At 70.2% G+C, this 14,789-nt stretch carries 13 protein-coding genes and 2 pseudogenes; 2 read left to right on the top strand and 13 right to left on the bottom strand.

Going from position 1 to position 14,789, the window contains the following annotated elements; translation table 11 throughout:
• Window positions 1-914: pseudogene (locus tag AC27IO_RS13090) on the top strand (hypothetical protein); the annotation flags it as partial.
• 95 nt (window positions 915-1,009) lie between these two features.
• On the opposite strand, the gene AC27IO_RS13085 reads toward AC27IO_RS13090, so the two are convergent.
• The 4 genes from AC27IO_RS13085 to AC27IO_RS13070 are packed head-to-tail and all read right to left on the bottom strand — an operon-like array spanning window position 1,010 to window position 4,083.
• The gene (locus AC27IO_RS13085; protein ID WP_498739162.1) at window positions 1,010-1,933 is read right to left on the bottom strand and encodes a thiamine phosphate synthase; all 924 of its coding nucleotides are present in this window, start codon (window positions 1,931-1,933) and stop codon (window positions 1,010-1,012) included.
• Entirely contained in the window at window positions 1,926-2,756 is an 831-nt protein-coding gene (locus AC27IO_RS13080) for a thiazole synthase (protein ID WP_487091065.1), read from the bottom strand. Before AC27IO_RS13080 ends, AC27IO_RS13085 begins: the two co-directional genes overlap by 8 nt.
• A 5-nt stretch (window positions 2,757-2,761) precedes the next feature.
• Window positions 2,762-2,959, bottom strand: coding sequence for a sulfur carrier protein ThiS (gene thiS / locus AC27IO_RS13075; protein ID WP_284400028.1), 198 nt, complete (start codon window positions 2,957-2,959; stop codon window positions 2,762-2,764).
• Window positions 2,956-4,083 (bottom strand): FAD-dependent oxidoreductase, encoded by a 1,128-nt coding sequence (locus tag AC27IO_RS13070; protein ID WP_498739161.1) that lies wholly within the window; start codon window positions 4,081-4,083, stop codon window positions 2,956-2,958. Before AC27IO_RS13070 ends, thiS begins: the two co-directional genes overlap by 4 nt.
• 247 nt (window positions 4,084-4,330) lie before the next feature.
• Between AC27IO_RS13070 and thiD the strand changes: the two genes are divergently transcribed.
• The gene (gene thiD, locus AC27IO_RS13065) at window positions 4,331-5,185 is read left to right on the top strand and encodes a bifunctional hydroxymethylpyrimidine kinase/phosphomethylpyrimidine kinase (protein ID WP_317354272.1); all 855 of its coding nucleotides are present in this window, start codon (window positions 4,331-4,333) and stop codon (window positions 5,183-5,185) included.
• Between the two features lie 176 nt (window positions 5,186-5,361).
• On the opposite strand, the gene AC27IO_RS13060 is transcribed toward thiD, so the two are convergent.
• From AC27IO_RS13060 to AC27IO_RS13020, 9 genes and pseudogenes are all read right to left on the bottom strand, one after another.
• Window positions 5,362-6,642: a purine-cytosine permease family protein gene (locus tag AC27IO_RS13060; RefSeq protein ID WP_487115557.1), complete on the bottom strand. Its 1,281-nt coding sequence runs from the start codon at window positions 6,640-6,642 to the stop codon at window positions 5,362-5,364.
• 185 nt (window positions 6,643-6,827) lie between these two features.
• Window positions 6,828-7,880: an NAD(P)/FAD-dependent oxidoreductase gene (locus tag AC27IO_RS13055; RefSeq protein ID WP_498739163.1), complete on the bottom strand. Its 1,053-nt coding sequence runs from the start codon at window positions 7,878-7,880 to the stop codon at window positions 6,828-6,830.
• A gap of 53 nt (window positions 7,881-7,933) precedes the next feature.
• On the bottom strand, window positions 7,934-8,257 hold the full coding sequence (gene fdxA, locus AC27IO_RS13050) for a ferredoxin FdxA (RefSeq protein ID WP_487116288.1): 324 nt from the start codon (window positions 8,255-8,257) through the stop codon (window positions 7,934-7,936).
• Window positions 8,258-8,359: 102 nt separating this feature from the next.
• Entirely contained in the window at window positions 8,360-9,739 is a 1,380-nt protein-coding gene (locus AC27IO_RS13045) for a sulfate adenylyltransferase subunit 1 (protein ID WP_317354278.1), read from the bottom strand.
• Window positions 9,739-10,671, bottom strand: a complete 933-nt coding sequence (cysD, locus tag AC27IO_RS13040) for a sulfate adenylyltransferase subunit CysD (RefSeq protein ID WP_272553239.1) — start codon at window positions 10,669-10,671, stop codon at window positions 9,739-9,741. The genes AC27IO_RS13045 and cysD overlap by 1 nt, the downstream gene beginning before the upstream one ends.
• A gap of 48 nt (window positions 10,672-10,719) precedes the next feature.
• Window positions 10,720-11,101, bottom strand: a pseudogene (locus AC27IO_RS13035) (DUF934 domain-containing protein).
• Between the two features lie 35 nt (window positions 11,102-11,136).
• Window positions 11,137-12,975 (bottom strand): nitrite/sulfite reductase, encoded by a 1,839-nt coding sequence (locus tag AC27IO_RS13030; RefSeq protein ID WP_498739160.1) that lies wholly within the window; start codon window positions 12,973-12,975, stop codon window positions 11,137-11,139.
• A 10-nt stretch (window positions 12,976-12,985) separates the two neighbouring features.
• The gene (locus AC27IO_RS13025; protein ID WP_487090076.1) at window positions 12,986-13,789 is read right to left on the bottom strand and encodes a sulfite exporter TauE/SafE family protein; all 804 of its coding nucleotides are present in this window, start codon (window positions 13,787-13,789) and stop codon (window positions 12,986-12,988) included.
• 170 nt (window positions 13,790-13,959) lie between these two features.
• Window positions 13,960-14,789, bottom strand: an 830-nt coding sequence (locus AC27IO_RS13020) for an FAD-dependent oxidoreductase (RefSeq protein ID WP_498739159.1), incomplete at its 5' end; no start/stop codon positions are given.

The following is a 14,789-nucleotide window of genomic DNA, read 5'->3' as shown; positions in this document are numbered from 1 at the left end:
CCCTGGCGCCGCCGGCCCCCGTGCCGCCCGTGTCCTTGGTGCCGCCGCCATCTGCCGTCCGGGCCGCGCCCATCGTGCATCCGGAGGACCTGTTCGACATTCAGCAGCAGGCCGACTTCTTCGTGTCGGTGGGCGAGCATGACCAGGCCATCGGTGTGCTTAAGCGCCACATTGCCGAGCATGGAGAGACCTCGCCCTTTGCCTACCTGGAGTTGCTGCGCCTGTACCACACGCTCAGCCGCGTGGACAGCTTCAATCAGCTGCGTGCCCAGTTCCAGGCGCAGTTCAATGCGCAGGTGCCGGAGTTCTCCTCGTTCCACCGGACGGGCCTGACGCTGGAAAGCTACACGGAAGCGCTGGCGGCCATCGAGGCCGAATGGTCCTCCCCCGAGGTGCTGGACACCCTCGAAGGCTGCCTGTTCCGCCGCGGCGAAGACGCCATCGCCTCGCCGTTCGATCTGGCGGCCTACGACGATCTGTTGCTGTTGCTGGCCATCGCGCAGACCACACCGGCCAGTGCCCGCGGTGTTCCGCCGCCACGCACCCGCACCACACCCCTCACGCCCCCGCCGCTGGAAATCGAGCCCGAGCCGGAATTGCCTTCCGCCAGCGCCTTCGGTGTGGACAGCCTCTCCGCGCGTCGGGAGCAGGAGTTGCAATCGCTGGACTCGCTGTCTGCCGGGTTCTCCTGGGAATCGATTCCGGCGCCTCTGGCCCCCAAGCCGATCTCCGAGGCCATGCTGGACATCGACCTGACCGATCCACCACCGCTCACGCTGAGCGAGCTGCCCCCGGTGCCCGTCACCGCGCCGCCTTCGGCGGGGGATCCGGTCGGCTTCGGCATGGACAACGACAAGATGGAGTTGCGGCTGGAGCTCGAAGAGCTGGAGCGAAAGCAGCGCACGGACAAGTAACGGAAAAAAGGCCCTTCGGGGCCTTTTTCGATGCAGGGCATGCCGCGCGTTGCGGCTTTCTGCCGTCGGCGCACGCCTGCCAGGGGTTGCCGGTGTCAGCCCGCCATGCGGGCCATCAGTTCCTGCGCCGCGGCTTCCGGATCGTCGGCATTGACGAGCGCCCGCACCACGGCGATCGAGCCCACACCCGTGGCCAGCACCTCGCCGAACTGCGGCGCCCCGATGCCGCCGATGGCGACCATCGGGTAGTGCCGCATCAGTCGGGCATAGCCGGCCAGGCGTGCGACCCCCTGGGGCACGGTGGCCATCTTCTTGAGCGTGGTGGGAAACACCGCCCCCATGGCCACATAGCTGGGCGCCGCGGCATCGGCGCGCACCATTTCCGCATAGCCGTGGGTGCTGACCCCCAGGCGCAGGCCGGCGTCGCGGATGGCCTGCAGCTGCGCAGGCGCCAGCGCATCGAGGTCTTCCTGGCCCAGGTGGACGCCGTAGGCGCCCGCGTCGATGGCGGCCTGCCAGTGGTCGTTGATGAACAGCAGGGCATGCGTGCCGCGCACGGCGTCCACGGCGGCCCGCACTTCGTGCGCGATGGTGTGTGCGTCGTCCGTCTTGTAGCGCAGTTGCACGGTGGGTACGCCGGCACGGGCCATGCGGCCCACCCATTGCGCATCGGGCAGCACTGCATAGAGACCCAGCCGCTCGGGGCAGGCGGGGAAGGGCTGGCGGTGCGGCAGCGGCTGCAGGCCGAAGTCTTGCGGCGCATCGGGCCACTGCGAGGCATCGAAGCCGCCGGTGCGGTCCGTCTGTGCCTGCCAGGCCCGGGCGAGGCACTCGGCATCGCTGGCGATGAAACCCAATGCGCTGCAGGCCTCCAGCGCCGCGCGGTACACCGGGCCGCCGGACAGCGGCACGGGGGCCGGCTGGGACGGGAAGTCGGCGAAGGCGGCGCCATGCGCGGCCAGGATGGCGCGCACCCATGCGGCGTGCCCCGAAGCGGTTCCATGCAGCATCTCAGCCATGGTCGTGGTGCCAGAAAGGGGTGCCCAGCACCGGGGTGCTCGGCTGGGCGGCTTCCTGCGCGGCCATGGCGCCCGCACGGCGGGCGGTGCGGCCGGCCTGCACGGCGTCGGCGAAGGCGCCGGCCATGGCCACCGGGTCTTGCGCCAGGGCCACGGCGGTGTTCAGCAGCACGCCGTCATAGCCCCATTCCATCACCTGGCAGGCATGCGAGGGCAGGCCCAGGCCGGCGTCCACCAGCATGGGCACGTCCAGGCGCTCGCGCAGCAGCTGCAGCGCATAGGGGTTGACCGGGCCGCGGCCGGTGCCGATGGGCGCGGCCCAGGGCATCACCGCCTGGCAGCCCACATCGACGAGGCGCTGGCACAGCACCAAGTCCTCGGTGCAGTAGGGCAGCACTTGGAAGCCGTCGCGGATCAGCTGCGAGGCGGCATCGACCAAGTTCAGCGTGTCGGGCTGCAGCGTGTAGTCGTCGCCGATCAGCTCCAGCTTGATCCAGGGCGTGCCGAACACTTCGCGCGCCATCTGCGCGGTGGTGATGGCCTCCTGCACGCTGTGGCAGCCGGCGGTGTTGGGCAGCACGGGCACGTCCAGGCGCCGCAGCAGCTCCCAGAAGCCGCTGCCGGTCTCGGCGGCGTTGCTGCCCTGGCGCCGCAGCGAGGCGGTCACCATCGCGGGCCGGGCGCGCTGCACGGCGGCTTCGAGCACGCTGGGCGATGGGTAGCGGGCGGTGCCCAGCAGCAGGCGGCTGGAAAAGCGCTGGCCGTACAGCACCAGCGCATCGGCGTCGTCGTTGTCTCGGGAAGGGTTGGAAGGGGAATGCATGGTGCTCAGCCGCCCGTCACGGGCGAGATCACTTCCACCCGGTCGCCCGCGGCAAGCTGGCGCAGGTGGTACTGGGTGTTGGGAACGAAAACGGTGTTCACGGCCACGGCGAAGGGCGGGCGTGCGGCGATGGCGGCCAGCGCGTCGGCTACGGTGGCAGGCTCCGGCAGGGTCGTGGCGGTCTGGTTGATGGTGATGTTCATGGGGAAAGGGCTGCCTCTTCGTCGAGGTGCAGGGCCAGATCGAAACGGGAGGCCAGCGCCGATTGTCCCTGGTTCAACCATTCCATGACGGCGTCGAGGATGGCCGGGGCGATCATGAAGCCATGGCGGTACAGGCCGTTGACCTCCAGCACGCGCGGGCGCACCTGGCGGAGGGCGGGCAGGTTGTCGGGCAGGGTCGGGCGGCATTGCGTGGCCACTTCGAGGATGCGGGCCTCGGCAAAGCCCGAATGCACCGCGTAGGCCGCGCTCAGCAACTCCAGGGTCGAACGCACGCTGGCGGGCGACAGGTCGTCCGATTCGATCTCGGTCGCGCCGATCACGAACAGGTGGTCTTCCTTGGGGGCGATGTAGATCGGGTAACGCGGATGCACCAGGCGGGTCGGCCGCCGCAGGGTTACCTCGGGCGCATGCACGCGCACGACCTCGCCGCGCACGCCGCGCAGCGCGCTCCACTGCGTGCGGGCGCCCAGGCCCCGGCAGTCGATCACCCAGTTGGGCTGGCCGGGCGTGCCGGGGGAAAAGTCCGATGGCGCGCGCGGGCAGTGCCAGTGGGCCTCGATGCCCAGGCCGGCGAAGCTGGCCTCCAGCGCGGCCAGCAGCTGCCGGTTGTCCAGCTGGCCCTCGCCGGGCAGATACAGCCCCTGGGCGAAGCGCTGCCCCACGGCTGGCTCGTGCGCCTGCACGCCGGCGCTGTCGAGCACCTGCAGGGCGGGCAGTTCCGGCAGGGTGGCCGTGGTGCGTTCGAGTTGTCCGCGCAGCCGGGCGGCCTCGGGCGCGTCCTGGCGGTGCCACAGGATCAGCGTGCCCTCCTGCTGAAAGAACACGGGGCCGTTCAGGCGGGCCAGCAACTGGGGCCAGCGCGTGAGCGCGTAGTGGCCCATGCGCACCACGCCGGGCTCGGTCACCGCGGACTCCGCCAACGGTGCCAGCATGGCTGCGGCAATGCGCGCCGCGGCGCCTTGCGCATCGGGACCGGCGGCGTCGTAGACCGTGACCGCATGGCCCTGGTGGGCCAGCTCCACGGCCAGCAGCCGGCCCATGAGGCCGGCGCCCAGAATGGCGAGGGAAGAGGGCGAGGAAGGGGAAAGAAGAAGGGGGCGCATCGGGTCCGTCTGTCTGCAAGCCAACAGGGGGACAAAACGGGAAGGCTCCGCCGATGAAACTCCCCACGCCAGCATGACCTGGATCGGGTCGCGGGGCACGCGGGGCGGTGGTGTGGCCGCCAGGCCCCAGGGTATGTTCTCAGTCGCGCGCCATGGGCGGGACACCCCTGTTTCGTCCGTGCAGGGATTACAGCACAGTGACCGCGCCCGCCGGTTTGACCTGGCGCATGGGCCATAATTTTTGCCCATGAACACTGAGACCCTCTCGCCGCCGGCCGCCCGCCGCTACGCACGCGTGCTGTCGATCGCCGGATCGGACAGCGGCGGCGGAGCGGGCATCCAGGCCGACCTGAAAACCTTCAGCGCCCTGGGCTGCTACGGCATGACCGCCATCACCGCCCTGACCGCGCAGAACACGCAGGGCGTGCGCGCCATCCACGGCGTGCCGCCGGACATGCTGCGCCAGCAGATCGATGCGGTGGTGGAGGACATCGGCGTGGACGCCGTGAAGATCGGCATGCTGCATTCGCCCGAGGTGGTGCGCGTGGTGGCCGATGCCATCCGCCGCCACCGCCTGCCGCACGTGGTGCTGGACCCGGTGATGGTCGCCACCAGCGGCGACCGGCTCATCGCGCAAGAAACCGTGGGCGTGCTGGTCGAGGCCTTGTTCCCGCTCGCCACGCTGGTCACGCCCAACCTCGACGAAGCGGGCTTGCTGCTGGGCCGGGCGGTGGACGGTGCCGATGCGCTGGACGCTGCGGCGCAGGACCTGCTGGCGCTCGGCGCGCCGGCCGTGCTGCTCAAGGGCGGCCACCTGCCGGGCGACTGGGTGATCGACGTGCTGGCCGGGCCGCAGGGCCTGTACCACCGGCTGCAGTCGGCCCGCATCGCCACGCACAACGGGCACGGAACGGGCTGCACGCTGTCGTCCGCGATCGCCGCGCACCTGGCGCTCGGCGAGCCGCTCGTGCAGGCCGTGGAGCATGCGCGCGCCTACATCCTGGCGGCCATCGCCGCGGGCGCCGACGTGCACACCGGCCGGGGCCACGGGCCGCTGAACCACGGGCACAGCCCGGTGGCGCAGCGCATCTTGCAGGGCTGACCGCGCAGGGGCGCTGCCTGCCCCGTCCTCACCGTCCAAGGTTGCTGGGTGGTGCTATCAAAATAATAGCTGAATGCCGGCGACTTGATTGTGCTGGAGCCCGATTTTTGCCTCATATCATCACGCGGCCAGGTAAGCCGGCCAGGTAAGCCGGCCGCGTGCGCCGCGGGCGTGGGTCAGCGCCGGCCCGGCCGGGTGAGGAACGCCAGCGCGAAGCACAGGCACAGTGTCGGCAGCGCCGCGCCCAGCGCCGGCAGCACCCGCGGCAGCCCGTGGTAGCAGGCGATGCCCGCGATCCAGAGGCCGACGGGCAGCCACTCCACCTGCCGCGCCTTTGCCAGGGCCTGCTGCACCGGCGCGCCGAACGCCAGCCGGCCCAGGATGACGCCGAACAGCGGCACGAATACCGAGCTGAGCAGCAGCAGGAACGGCTCCAGGCTGTGCATCGGCAGCACCAGGGCCAGCGCCGTGCACAGCGCCGCCATGGCCATGCCCCAGCGGCGCACGCCCCAGCGCGGCAGCAGGCTGTGGGCCGAGACCGCGCCCGAATACGCATCGCCATAGGCGTTGTCCACCTCGTCGATCAGGATGAGCGACAGCGCGATCAGCCCGCCCTGGGCCAGCAGCAGCGCGGTCACCAGGTCCTGGCTGGGCAGCGTGAGCGCCACCAGCACGCCGAGCGCATAGCACCACAGGTTGGCCAGCGCGTAGCCCAGCCAGGTGCCGCGCAGCGCGGACCGGCCGGACGTGCCGTGGCGCGCGTAGTCGGCCACCAGCGGCAGCCAGGAGATGGGCATGGCGATCACCAGGTCCAGCGCCGGCAGCACGCCCATGCCGCCCGCGCCGGGGCGCGTCCACAGCGTGGCGAATCCCTGGGCCTGCGCCAGCGACACGAACTGCCAGCTCAGCCACAGCAGCGACAGCACCACCAGGGGCAGCGCCACGCGCGCGATGAGCCGGCGCACCAGCTGCACCATCGAGCCGCTGAGCAGCAGCATCACCACGCCGCCCCACAGCAGCGTGGCCAGCACCGGCCAGTGGGCCCCGCCCATGGCGCCGGCCTGCCGGCCGATGGCCACCGTGGCATCGCGCATCACCACCAGCTCGAACGCGCCCCAGCCCGCGAGCTGCACGATGTTGAGCCCGATGGGCAGGCCTGCGAACGCGCGCCCGTAGACGGCATGCATCAGTCCGGCGCTCGCCAAGCCGCTGTCGCAGCCGATCTTGGCCACCCAGCCCAGCAGGCCGGCGCCGATCAGCGACCCGGCCACGATGGCCGCCAGCGCCTCGCGCGGGCTCAACGCGGGCATCAGATAGGCGCCCACCTGCATCACCAGCAGGCCCACACCCAGGCTGAACCACAGCGAGGCATGGTCGCCGAAACGGAAGACGCGGCGGTCGGGCGCGATGGGGATCAGCGCGTCGTTGGCAGTCGCAGGGGGCGAGGAGGGCGGCATGGAAGCTCCGTGGATGGCAGGCACAGCAGGATCGCGGCACGGGCTGGCCCCAAGGCACGCCGGGACGGCATGCGGTGGGCGTGGCGGCGGGAGGCGAATGGCCTGCGCGAGGATGACCCCGGCCGATTCAAGGGGAAAGTCTCAGACGGGGGCCGGTCGGCAGCACCCCTGGCGAAGCCGCGATTCTAGGGCGGTGCGGAGGCCGCCGGCACCGCCACCCCCAGCCGCTCGTGCAGCCGGGCGCTGGTGGTGGTGTATTGCAGCGCCACGGGCGCGCCGGACAGGTATTCGGCCGCGCCGAAGGCCGCCAGCGTGGCTTCGTGGAAGCCGCACAGGATCAGCTTGCGCTTGCCGGGGTAGGTGTTGATGTCGCCCACCGCATGGATGCCGGGGATGGCCGTGCGGAAGGCCGCGGTATCGACCACGAGCTGCTTGCGCTCCATCGCCAGTCCCCAGTCGGCGATGGCGCCCAGGCGCGGCGAGATGCCGAGGCAGGCAATGAGCACGTCGAGCGGCAATGGCCGGGGCTGGCCGTCCGGGTCGATCAGTTGCAGCGCGCTCAGGCGGTCGTGCTGCACCTCGACGCCGACGATCTGCCCGGCCACCACCGCGATGCGGCCGGCGTCGCGCAGGGCCTGCAGCTGGGCCAGGGCCTCGGGCGGCGCCTGGAAGGCATCGCGCCGGTGCAGCAGGGTCACGCTGGCGGCGGCGTGCGGCCCCGGTTGGGCGCAGGCGATGGCGCGGGCCACGGCGGTGTCTTCGCCGCCATGCACGACCACATGCCGGCCGGCGGTGTCGGCCGCATCCTCGTGGTAATGCAGTTGCGTGCCTTCGAAGCGATCGATGCCTTCGGCCTTGACGGCGCGCGGCACGAACGCGCCCACGCCCGCGGCGATGAAGACCGTGCGCGCCAGCAGCGCGGTGCCGGCCGTGGTCTGCAGCAAAAGCCGCCCGTCGGGCCGCGGCGCGAGCGTGGCAACACGCTGGCCCAGGTGCAGGGTGGGTGGGAACGGGGCGATCTGCCGCTGCAGCAACGCGACGAGTTCGCGCCCGGTGCAGACGGGAATGCCGGGAATGTCGTAGATGGGTTTGTCGCCGTACAGCTCGGCGCACTGGCCGCCCACGTGGGGAAGCGCATCGATCACATGGGCTGCAATGCCCTGCAACCCGAGCTGGAACACCTGGAACAGCCCAACCGGCCCCGCGCCGATGACGGCGGCATCCGTCTCGATGGCCATCGGGGTGGATGGGGGCGCTTCGGTCTTCACGGGGTGTCGGGGGCCTGTCTGCTTCAGCGGATCAGGTCGACCACCTTGCCGGGCTTGCCGTTCCATTCGTCGGCGTCGGGCAGGGGCGCCTTGCGCTTGGTGATGCTCTTGAACTGGGGCGACAGGTCGGCGTTGATCTTGATGAAGGCGATCTGGTCCGGGGGCAGGTCTTCCTCGGCAAAGATGGCGTTGGCCGGGCACTCGGGAATGCACACGGCGCAGTCGATGCATTCATCGGGGTCGATCACGAGGAAGTTGGGGCCTTCGCGGAAGCAGTCCACGGGGCACACGTCCACACAGTCGGTGTACTTGCACTTGATGCAGTTTTCGGAGACGACGTGAGTCATGGCAGGAGTTGTCGTTGGAATCGGGGGTAACCCGCGATTTTAGGGCGTTTCAGGGAGCGGCCTGGGGCCGCCCCTGCAACGGCGAAGATTCGGCGCCTCGGGTCAGGCCGCCGGGGCGTTCACCAGCACCGCGCCAGCGGTCTTGTGGCTGGCGGTATCCACCAGTATCAGCGAGCCCAGCACGCGCGCCTGGGTGAACGGCGCGGCGGGCAGGGGCTCCTGCAGCAGCAGGTCGACGTGGCCGATGGCATTGGGGTCGAGCTGGGCGGCGTCTTCTTCGGCCAGCGTGTGGATGTTGAGCTTGTGCACCACGCGCTGCACCTTGGCCTTGACCCAGCGGTGGCCGTGCAGCGCCCAGTACACGCGGCCGGCGACCAGGGGCTCGTCGTCCATCCAGGCCACGGTGGCGCGCAGTTCGCGCCGGCCGGGCCAGGAGGGCGTCGATGCCGGGGTGTCGAAATCGTCGGCGGCCACGGCGGCGGCCTGCGGTGCGGCCAGGATCCAGTCGCCGCGCGACACGTCCACCTCGCGGTCGAGCACGATGCCCGCGCTCTGGCCGGCCGGCACGCCCACGGGGCGGCGCGCATGGTCTAGGACCTGGGCCACGGTGGCCTGCTGGCCGCTCGGGAACACCTGCACGGCCGTGCCCGGCGCCACGGCGCCTGCCGCCACGCGGCCCCAGAACACGCGGCGGCCCTGGGAGGTGTCGGCGGAGGACGAGAATTTCTCGACCCACTGCACCGGGAAGGCCAGCGGCAGCGCGACGTCGGTGGGCGTGTTGGGCAGGCGCTCCAGGATCTGCAGCAGGCTCGGGCCTTCGTAGCCGCACCAGCCGGGGTGCGCATCCACCACGTTCCAGCCCTTGAGGGCGGACACGGGCACCGTCGCCCGCGCGGCGATGCCGGCGGCCTGAGCGAACGCGCCCAGCGCATCGCGGATGTGGCGGAAGGCGAGCGCCGGGTCTTCCACCGCATCGAGCTTGTTCACGGCGAACACCAGCGAATGCACGCGCAGCAGGTGCACCAGCAGGGAGTGGCGGCGCGTCTGCACCAGCAGTTCGAGGCCGGGGTTCTTCCAGTCGAGCTTGGTGGCATCGACCAGCACCACGGCCGCATCGGCGCTGCTCGCGGCGGTGACCATGTTGCGCGTGTACTGCTCGTGGCCCGGTGCGTCGCCGATGATGAATTTGCGCTCTTCGGTGGCGAAGTAGCGATACGCCACGTCGATGGTGATGCCCTGCTCGCGTTCGGCCGACAGGCCGTCGGTCAGCAGGGCCAGGTCGGTCTCGCCCTGGCGCTGCACGCCGGCCAGGTGGTCCTGCAGCACGGCCTTGCTGTCCACCAGCAGGCGGCCGATGAGGGTGCTCTTGCCGTCGTCGACCGAGCCGCAGGTGATGAACTTCAGTGCAGAGATGGCATCGTTTTGGCCCGATGCCGGGGGATTGATTGCCTGCTCTGCTATCGAATTAGTAGTGGTGGTCATCAGAAGTACCCGTCTTTCTTGCGCTTTTCCATCGAAGCGTCGGAGGTCTTGTCGTCCATGCGCGTGGCGCCGCGCTCGCTCACATCGGCCGCCAGGGTCTCGATCACGATGTCGGCGGCCGTGGCGGCCGGGCTCTCCACCGGGCAGGTGCAGGTGATGTCGCCCACGGTGCGAAAGCGCACGTCGCGCGTCTCCACCGTTTCGCCGTCGCGCGGCGGGGTGAGGTCGGTCACGGGCACGAGCAGGCCCTTGCGCTCGACCACCTGGCGCTTGTGGGTGTAGTAGAGCGAGGGCAGGGCGATCTGCTCGCGGTCGATGTACTGCCACACGTCGAGTTCGGTCCAGTTGCTGATGGGGAACACGCGAAAGTGCTCGCCCGGCGCCAGCCGTGTGTTGAACAGCGTCCACAGCTCGGGCCGCTGGGCCTTGGGTTGCCATTGGCCGAAGCTGTCGCGGTGCGAGAAGATGCGCTCCTTGGCGCGGGCCTTTTCCTCATCGCGGCGGGCGCCGCCGATCAGCGCGTCGAAGCGGAATTCCTCGATGGCCTCCAGCAGCGTGACCGACTGGTGCACGTTGCGGCTCTCGCCCGGATGCGCGAGGCGCACGGTGCCGCGCGCCATGGAGTCTTCCACGCTGCGCACGATGAGCTCGGCCCCCAGTTCCTTCGCCCGGAAGTCGCGGAAATCCGTCACCTCGGGGAAGTTGTGGCCGGTGTCGATCATCAGCAGCGGGTACGGGATGCGCCCCACGCCAAAAGCCTTCTCGGCGCACCGCAGCATCACCAGCGAATCCTTGCCGCCCGAAAACAGCAGGGCGGGGCGCTCGAAGGCGGCGGCCACCTCGCGCAGGATGAAGATGGTTTCTTCTTCCAGCGCGTCCAGGTGGCGGTTGCTGAGGTGGCTCAGCACATGGGATTCGGTGCGGGCATTCATGCGGGGGATCTCGTTGGGGGCGTCGTTGTGCGGGGCGGGGGCGTCGCGTCAGGCGGCGTCGCGGAAATGCGGCAGCGGGTGCGTCACGTCGCCCTGGTAGAAGGCGTGGAAGCGGTCCAGCTGGCGCTGCGCGTCGGCCCTATCCACGCCCTCGCGCAGCACGGCCACGTCGAAGCCGCAGCGGGCCATCTGCACCAGCTGGTCGATGAGCACGTCGCCCGTGGCGCGGATCTCGCCCGCGAACTTCAGGCGCTGGCGCAGCAGGCGGGCCTGGCTGAATGCCCGGCCGTCGGTGAATTTCGGAAAGTGCAGGTCGATGCGCTCGATGCCTGCAAGGTCTTGCGCGAGCGGGTCGGCGTCGTTGGCCAGTTCAAGGACTTTTTTGGCCTTCCGCGCTGGTGCTGTGTGCGCTGGCAGCTATTATTTTCATAGTGATTCGGTGGGGCTGGAGGACGTCGGCGGATGTCAGTCGGAAAGGACTTCGGCAGGGTGGCGCGCGGCGTTGGCGGCGGCCTTGAACGGCTCGATGCCCACGCGGCGCACGGTGTCGATGAAGTTCTCGTGCCGGGGGCCGTGGGCGGCGTCCACCACGGGCAGGCGCTCGGTGCGGTAGGTGGCCAGCAGCGCCTCGATCACGCCGGGCACTTCGCTGGCGCTGAACGATGGGCCGATGATCTTGCCGGGAATGGCCGGACCCGACAGGTTCGTTCCGTCGGCGCCGCCCAGCGTGATCTGGTACCACTCCTTGCCGTCCTTGTCGACGCCCAGGATGCCGATGTGGCCGCTGTGGTGGTGGCCGCAGCTGTTGATGCAGCCGCTGATGTGCAGGTCGATCTCGCCCAGGTCCCACAGCTCGTCCAGGTCCTGGTAGCGCTCGGTGATGGCTTCGGCGATGGGCAGCGAGCGGGCATTGGCCAGCGAGCAGAAGTCGCCGCCGGGGCAGGCGATCATGTCGGTCAGCAGGCCGATGTTGGGCTTGGCCAGGCCGAGCGCCTTGGCGGCCTTGTACAGCTCGGGCAACTGGTCGCGGCGCACCCAGGGCAGCAGCAGGTTCTGTTCGTGCGTCACGCGGGCCTCGCCGCCCGAGAAGCGGTCGGCCAGGTCGGCGGCGGCTTCCATCTGCTCGGCGGTGGCGTCGCCGGGCGCGTAGCCCAGGCGCTTGAACGACAGCACCACGGCGCGCAGCTGCGGATGGCGGTGCGGCATCACGTTGCGCGTGAGCCAGCGGCCGAAGTCCTGGTCGTTCTCGGCGGCGGTGCGCAGCAGGGCCACGGTCTCGGCTTCGGCGTCGGCCGGGCGCAGGTCCAGCGCGGGTTCGCGGAACGAGGCGGTCACGCGGTCCAGCTCGGCCTGGGTGATGGTGTGCGGGCCGCCTTCGATCTCGACGATCTGCCGGAACTCCTCCTCGACCTGGTCGATGTAGGTCTGTCCTTCGGACTTGACGAGGATCTTGATGCGCGCCTTCCAGGCGTTGTCTCGGCGGCCATAGCGGTTGTAGACGCGGATCACGGCTTCCAGGTAGTTCATGAGCTGGTTCCAGGGCAGGAACTCGCGCAGCACCGGGCTGATGACGGGGGTGCGGCCCATGCCGCCACCGGCGCGCACGCGAAAGCCCAGCTCGCCGGAATCGTTCTTGTGCAGCTGCAGGCCCACGTCGTACCAGCCGAGGGCGGCGCGGTCTTCCAGTGCGCCGTTGAGCGAGATCTTGAACTTGCGCGGCAGGAAGGCGAACTCGGGGTGCAGCGTGCTCCACTGGCGCAGGATTTCGCAGAACGGGCGCGGGTCGGCGATCTCGTCGGCGGCGATGCCGGCCAGCGCGTCGCTGGTGATGTTGCGGATGCAGTTGCCGCTGGTCTGGATGCCGTGCAGTTGCACGGAGGCCAGCAGGTCCATCACATCGGCGCTCTTGTCCAGCGGAATCCAGTTGTACTGCACGTTGGTGCGCGTGGTGAAGTGGCCGTAGCCGTACTTCAGCTGCGTGCCGATGCGCCGGCCGTCGTGCAGGGGGATGTCGCCCAGCTTTTCCTGCGTGGCCTGGGCCTCGGCCAGCAGGGGGGCATCGGGCTGATCGTACTCGCGGGCCACCTTGGCCAGCACGCGCAGCTGGGTGCTGGACAGCTCGCCGTAGGGCACGGCCACGCGCAGCATGGGCGCGTAGCGCTGCACGTACCAGCCGTTTTGCAGGCGCAGGGGCTTGAATTCGTCGCCCGAAAGCTTGCCGGCCTGGAAGCGTTCGAGTTGGTCGCGGTACTGCTCAGCGCGCAGGCGGATGAATTCGCGGTCGAAGTCTGTGTATTGGTACATCGTGGGTCACTCAGATCAAAACCAGTTTGGCGCCCGCCCAGGCGAGCAGCACGGAAAGGGCCGAGCGGATCAACCGCTCCGGCGCGCGGGATACGAGGCGCGAGCCCAGCCAGATGCCTGGCAGCGATCCCGCCAGCAATTGGACCAGAAGCGGCCAGTCCACGGAGCCGAGCGACGCATGCCCCAGGCCCGCCACCAGGGTCAGCGGCACGGCATAGGCAATGTCGGCCGCGATGATGCGCGGCAACGGCAGCAGGGGAAACACCATCAGCAGCACCGTCACGCCGATGGCGCCCGCGCCCACGGAGGTGAAGGTGACCAGCGTGCCGATCACGGCGCCCAGCAGCACCGGCAGGCTCCAGTGGCGTGGCCGTGCGGCGTCTTCGCCGGCATCGGCGCGCGCCGCCCGGTCGGCCGCCTGTCGGGCGGGAGAAAACACGAAGGCCTTGTACAGCATGGCCGCGGCGGTCAGCAGCAGGGCCACGCCCAGCGTGGTCGTCATGATGCGCTGGGCGGTGCTGCTGCTGGGACCCATCACCTGGAGGGCCCACAGCGACAGCAGCGCCGCCGGCACGCTGCCGGCGCACAGCAGGCCCACCACCTTCCAGGGCACGAGCCGCTGGCGTGCCAGGCTAACGGTGCCCCCCATCTTGGTGAAGGCGGCGAACAGCAGGTCGGTGCCGATGGCCAGGTGCGGCTTCACGCCGAAGAAGAAGATCAGGATCGGCGTCATCAGCGAGCCGCCGCCCACCCCGGTGAGGCCGACGATCAAGCCCACCGCGAAGCCCGCGAAAACGAATGCCAAATCATGCATGCGGGCGAATGTAGTGGGAGTCTTTATGGAAACAAACGATTGTTTTGTGAGGCCGTTATGCGGATAAGCATATTCCTCAAGGCTGGCGCGGGTTGGCAGGGGGCGGACGGCGGAAAACGGCGATAAGGGGTTGGGCGCCGTTTCTGCCCGGCCCGCGGGTCAGTCCAGGTTCACAGCCGTTCCGTGCCCAGCGCTTGGGCCAGGCGGGCGTCCAGCGGCAAGGGTTCGCCATGCAGCCGGGCGGCGATCAGTTCGCCGCACAGCGGCGCCAGCGTGATTCCGCGCGCGCCCATCGCCGTGCACACCCACAGCCCGGGCAGGGCGTGCGGGTCCACCGGGCCGGCGATCGGCAGGCGGTCGGGCGAAGCGCAGCGCAGGCCGGCCCAGACCCAAACGGGGGGGATTTCCCTGCCGGGCACTCGGTCCGTTGGGGCCGCATGGGTCTGGCCGAAGGCGGGCGCCAACTGGTCCGCCACGGCCGGCAGCAAGGTGCGCAGCTTTTTCCAGTTGGTGGCGTGTGCGGCCGTCTCGTCGGCGCTGCTGGGCGGAAGCTCGGTGGCGTGGCGTTCGAAGGTGGAGCCGGCGTACCAGCGCCGGGCGCCGTTTGCGCCCTCCGGCCCGGGAATGTGGGGCACGAGGCTGCCGTTGCCATTGACCGGAAAGGGCGGCCAGCCCGCGGTGTCTTCGCCTTCTTCGGCCCACGACACCTGGCCGCGCAGCGGCTGCAGGGTCCAGCGGTGGTCCAGCAGCGGCATGCTGTCGGGCCCGCCCGCCACGAAGGCGTAGGGGGCCTCGGCCAGCACCTGGCCCTGCGCACCGATGGCTTGCCAGCCCGCCGGCCCAGTGTCGTCGCTCTTGCCGTCCTCGCCGGCCGGCACGCGGCGCAACCGCGCGACCTGTGCGCCGCCGTGCCATGCGATGGCCGGGTGGTCCAGCAGGGACTGCACCAGCCGCGCCGGGCGCACCCAGCCGGCGCGGGCGTGCCAGCAGGCCGTGGTGC

Source organism: Acidovorax sp. KNOB132 (assembly GCF_057541515.1).
Note: the sequence above shows the minus strand (reverse complement) of the source record. Positions and strands in the feature narration are given on the sequence as shown.

Bases quoted from the DNA above. Each gene is read 5' to 3' on its own strand.
- AC27IO_RS13085 (WP_498739162.1), bottom strand. From the start codon at position 1,933: ATGGCTGAGATGCTGCATGGAACCGCTTCGGGGCACGCCGCATGGGTG.
- AC27IO_RS13080 (WP_487091065.1), bottom strand. From the start codon at position 2,756: ATGCATTCCCCTTCCAACCCTTCCCGAGACAACGACGACGCCGATGCG.
- thiS (WP_284400028.1), bottom strand. From the start codon at position 2,959: ATGAACATCACCATCAACCAGACCGCCACGACCCTGCCGGAGCCTGCC.
- AC27IO_RS13070 (WP_498739161.1), bottom strand. From the start codon at position 4,083: ATGCGCCCCCTTCTTCTTTCCCCTTCCTCGCCCTCTTCCCTCGCCATT.
- thiD (WP_317354272.1), top strand. From the start codon at position 4,331: ATGAACACTGAGACCCTCTCGCCGCCGGCCGCCCGCCGCTACGCACGC.
- AC27IO_RS13060 (WP_487115557.1), bottom strand. From the start codon at position 6,642: ATGCCGCCCTCCTCGCCCCCTGCGACTGCCAACGACGCGCTGATCCCC.
- AC27IO_RS13055 (WP_498739163.1), bottom strand. From the start codon at position 7,880: ATGGCCATCGAGACGGATGCCGCCGTCATCGGCGCGGGGCCGGTTGGG.
- fdxA (WP_487116288.1), bottom strand. From the start codon at position 8,257: ATGACTCACGTCGTCTCCGAAAACTGCATCAAGTGCAAGTACACCGAC.
- AC27IO_RS13045 (WP_317354278.1), bottom strand. From the start codon at position 9,739: ATGACCACCACTACTAATTCGATAGCAGAGCAGGCAATCAATCCCCCG.
- cysD (WP_272553239.1), bottom strand. From the start codon at position 10,671: ATGAATGCCCGCACCGAATCCCATGTGCTGAGCCACCTCAGCAACCGC.
- AC27IO_RS13030 (WP_498739160.1), bottom strand. From the start codon at position 12,975: ATGTACCAATACACAGACTTCGACCGCGAATTCATCCGCCTGCGCGCT.
- AC27IO_RS13025 (WP_487090076.1), bottom strand. From the start codon at position 13,789: ATGCATGATTTGGCATTCGTTTTCGCGGGCTTCGCGGTGGGCTTGATC.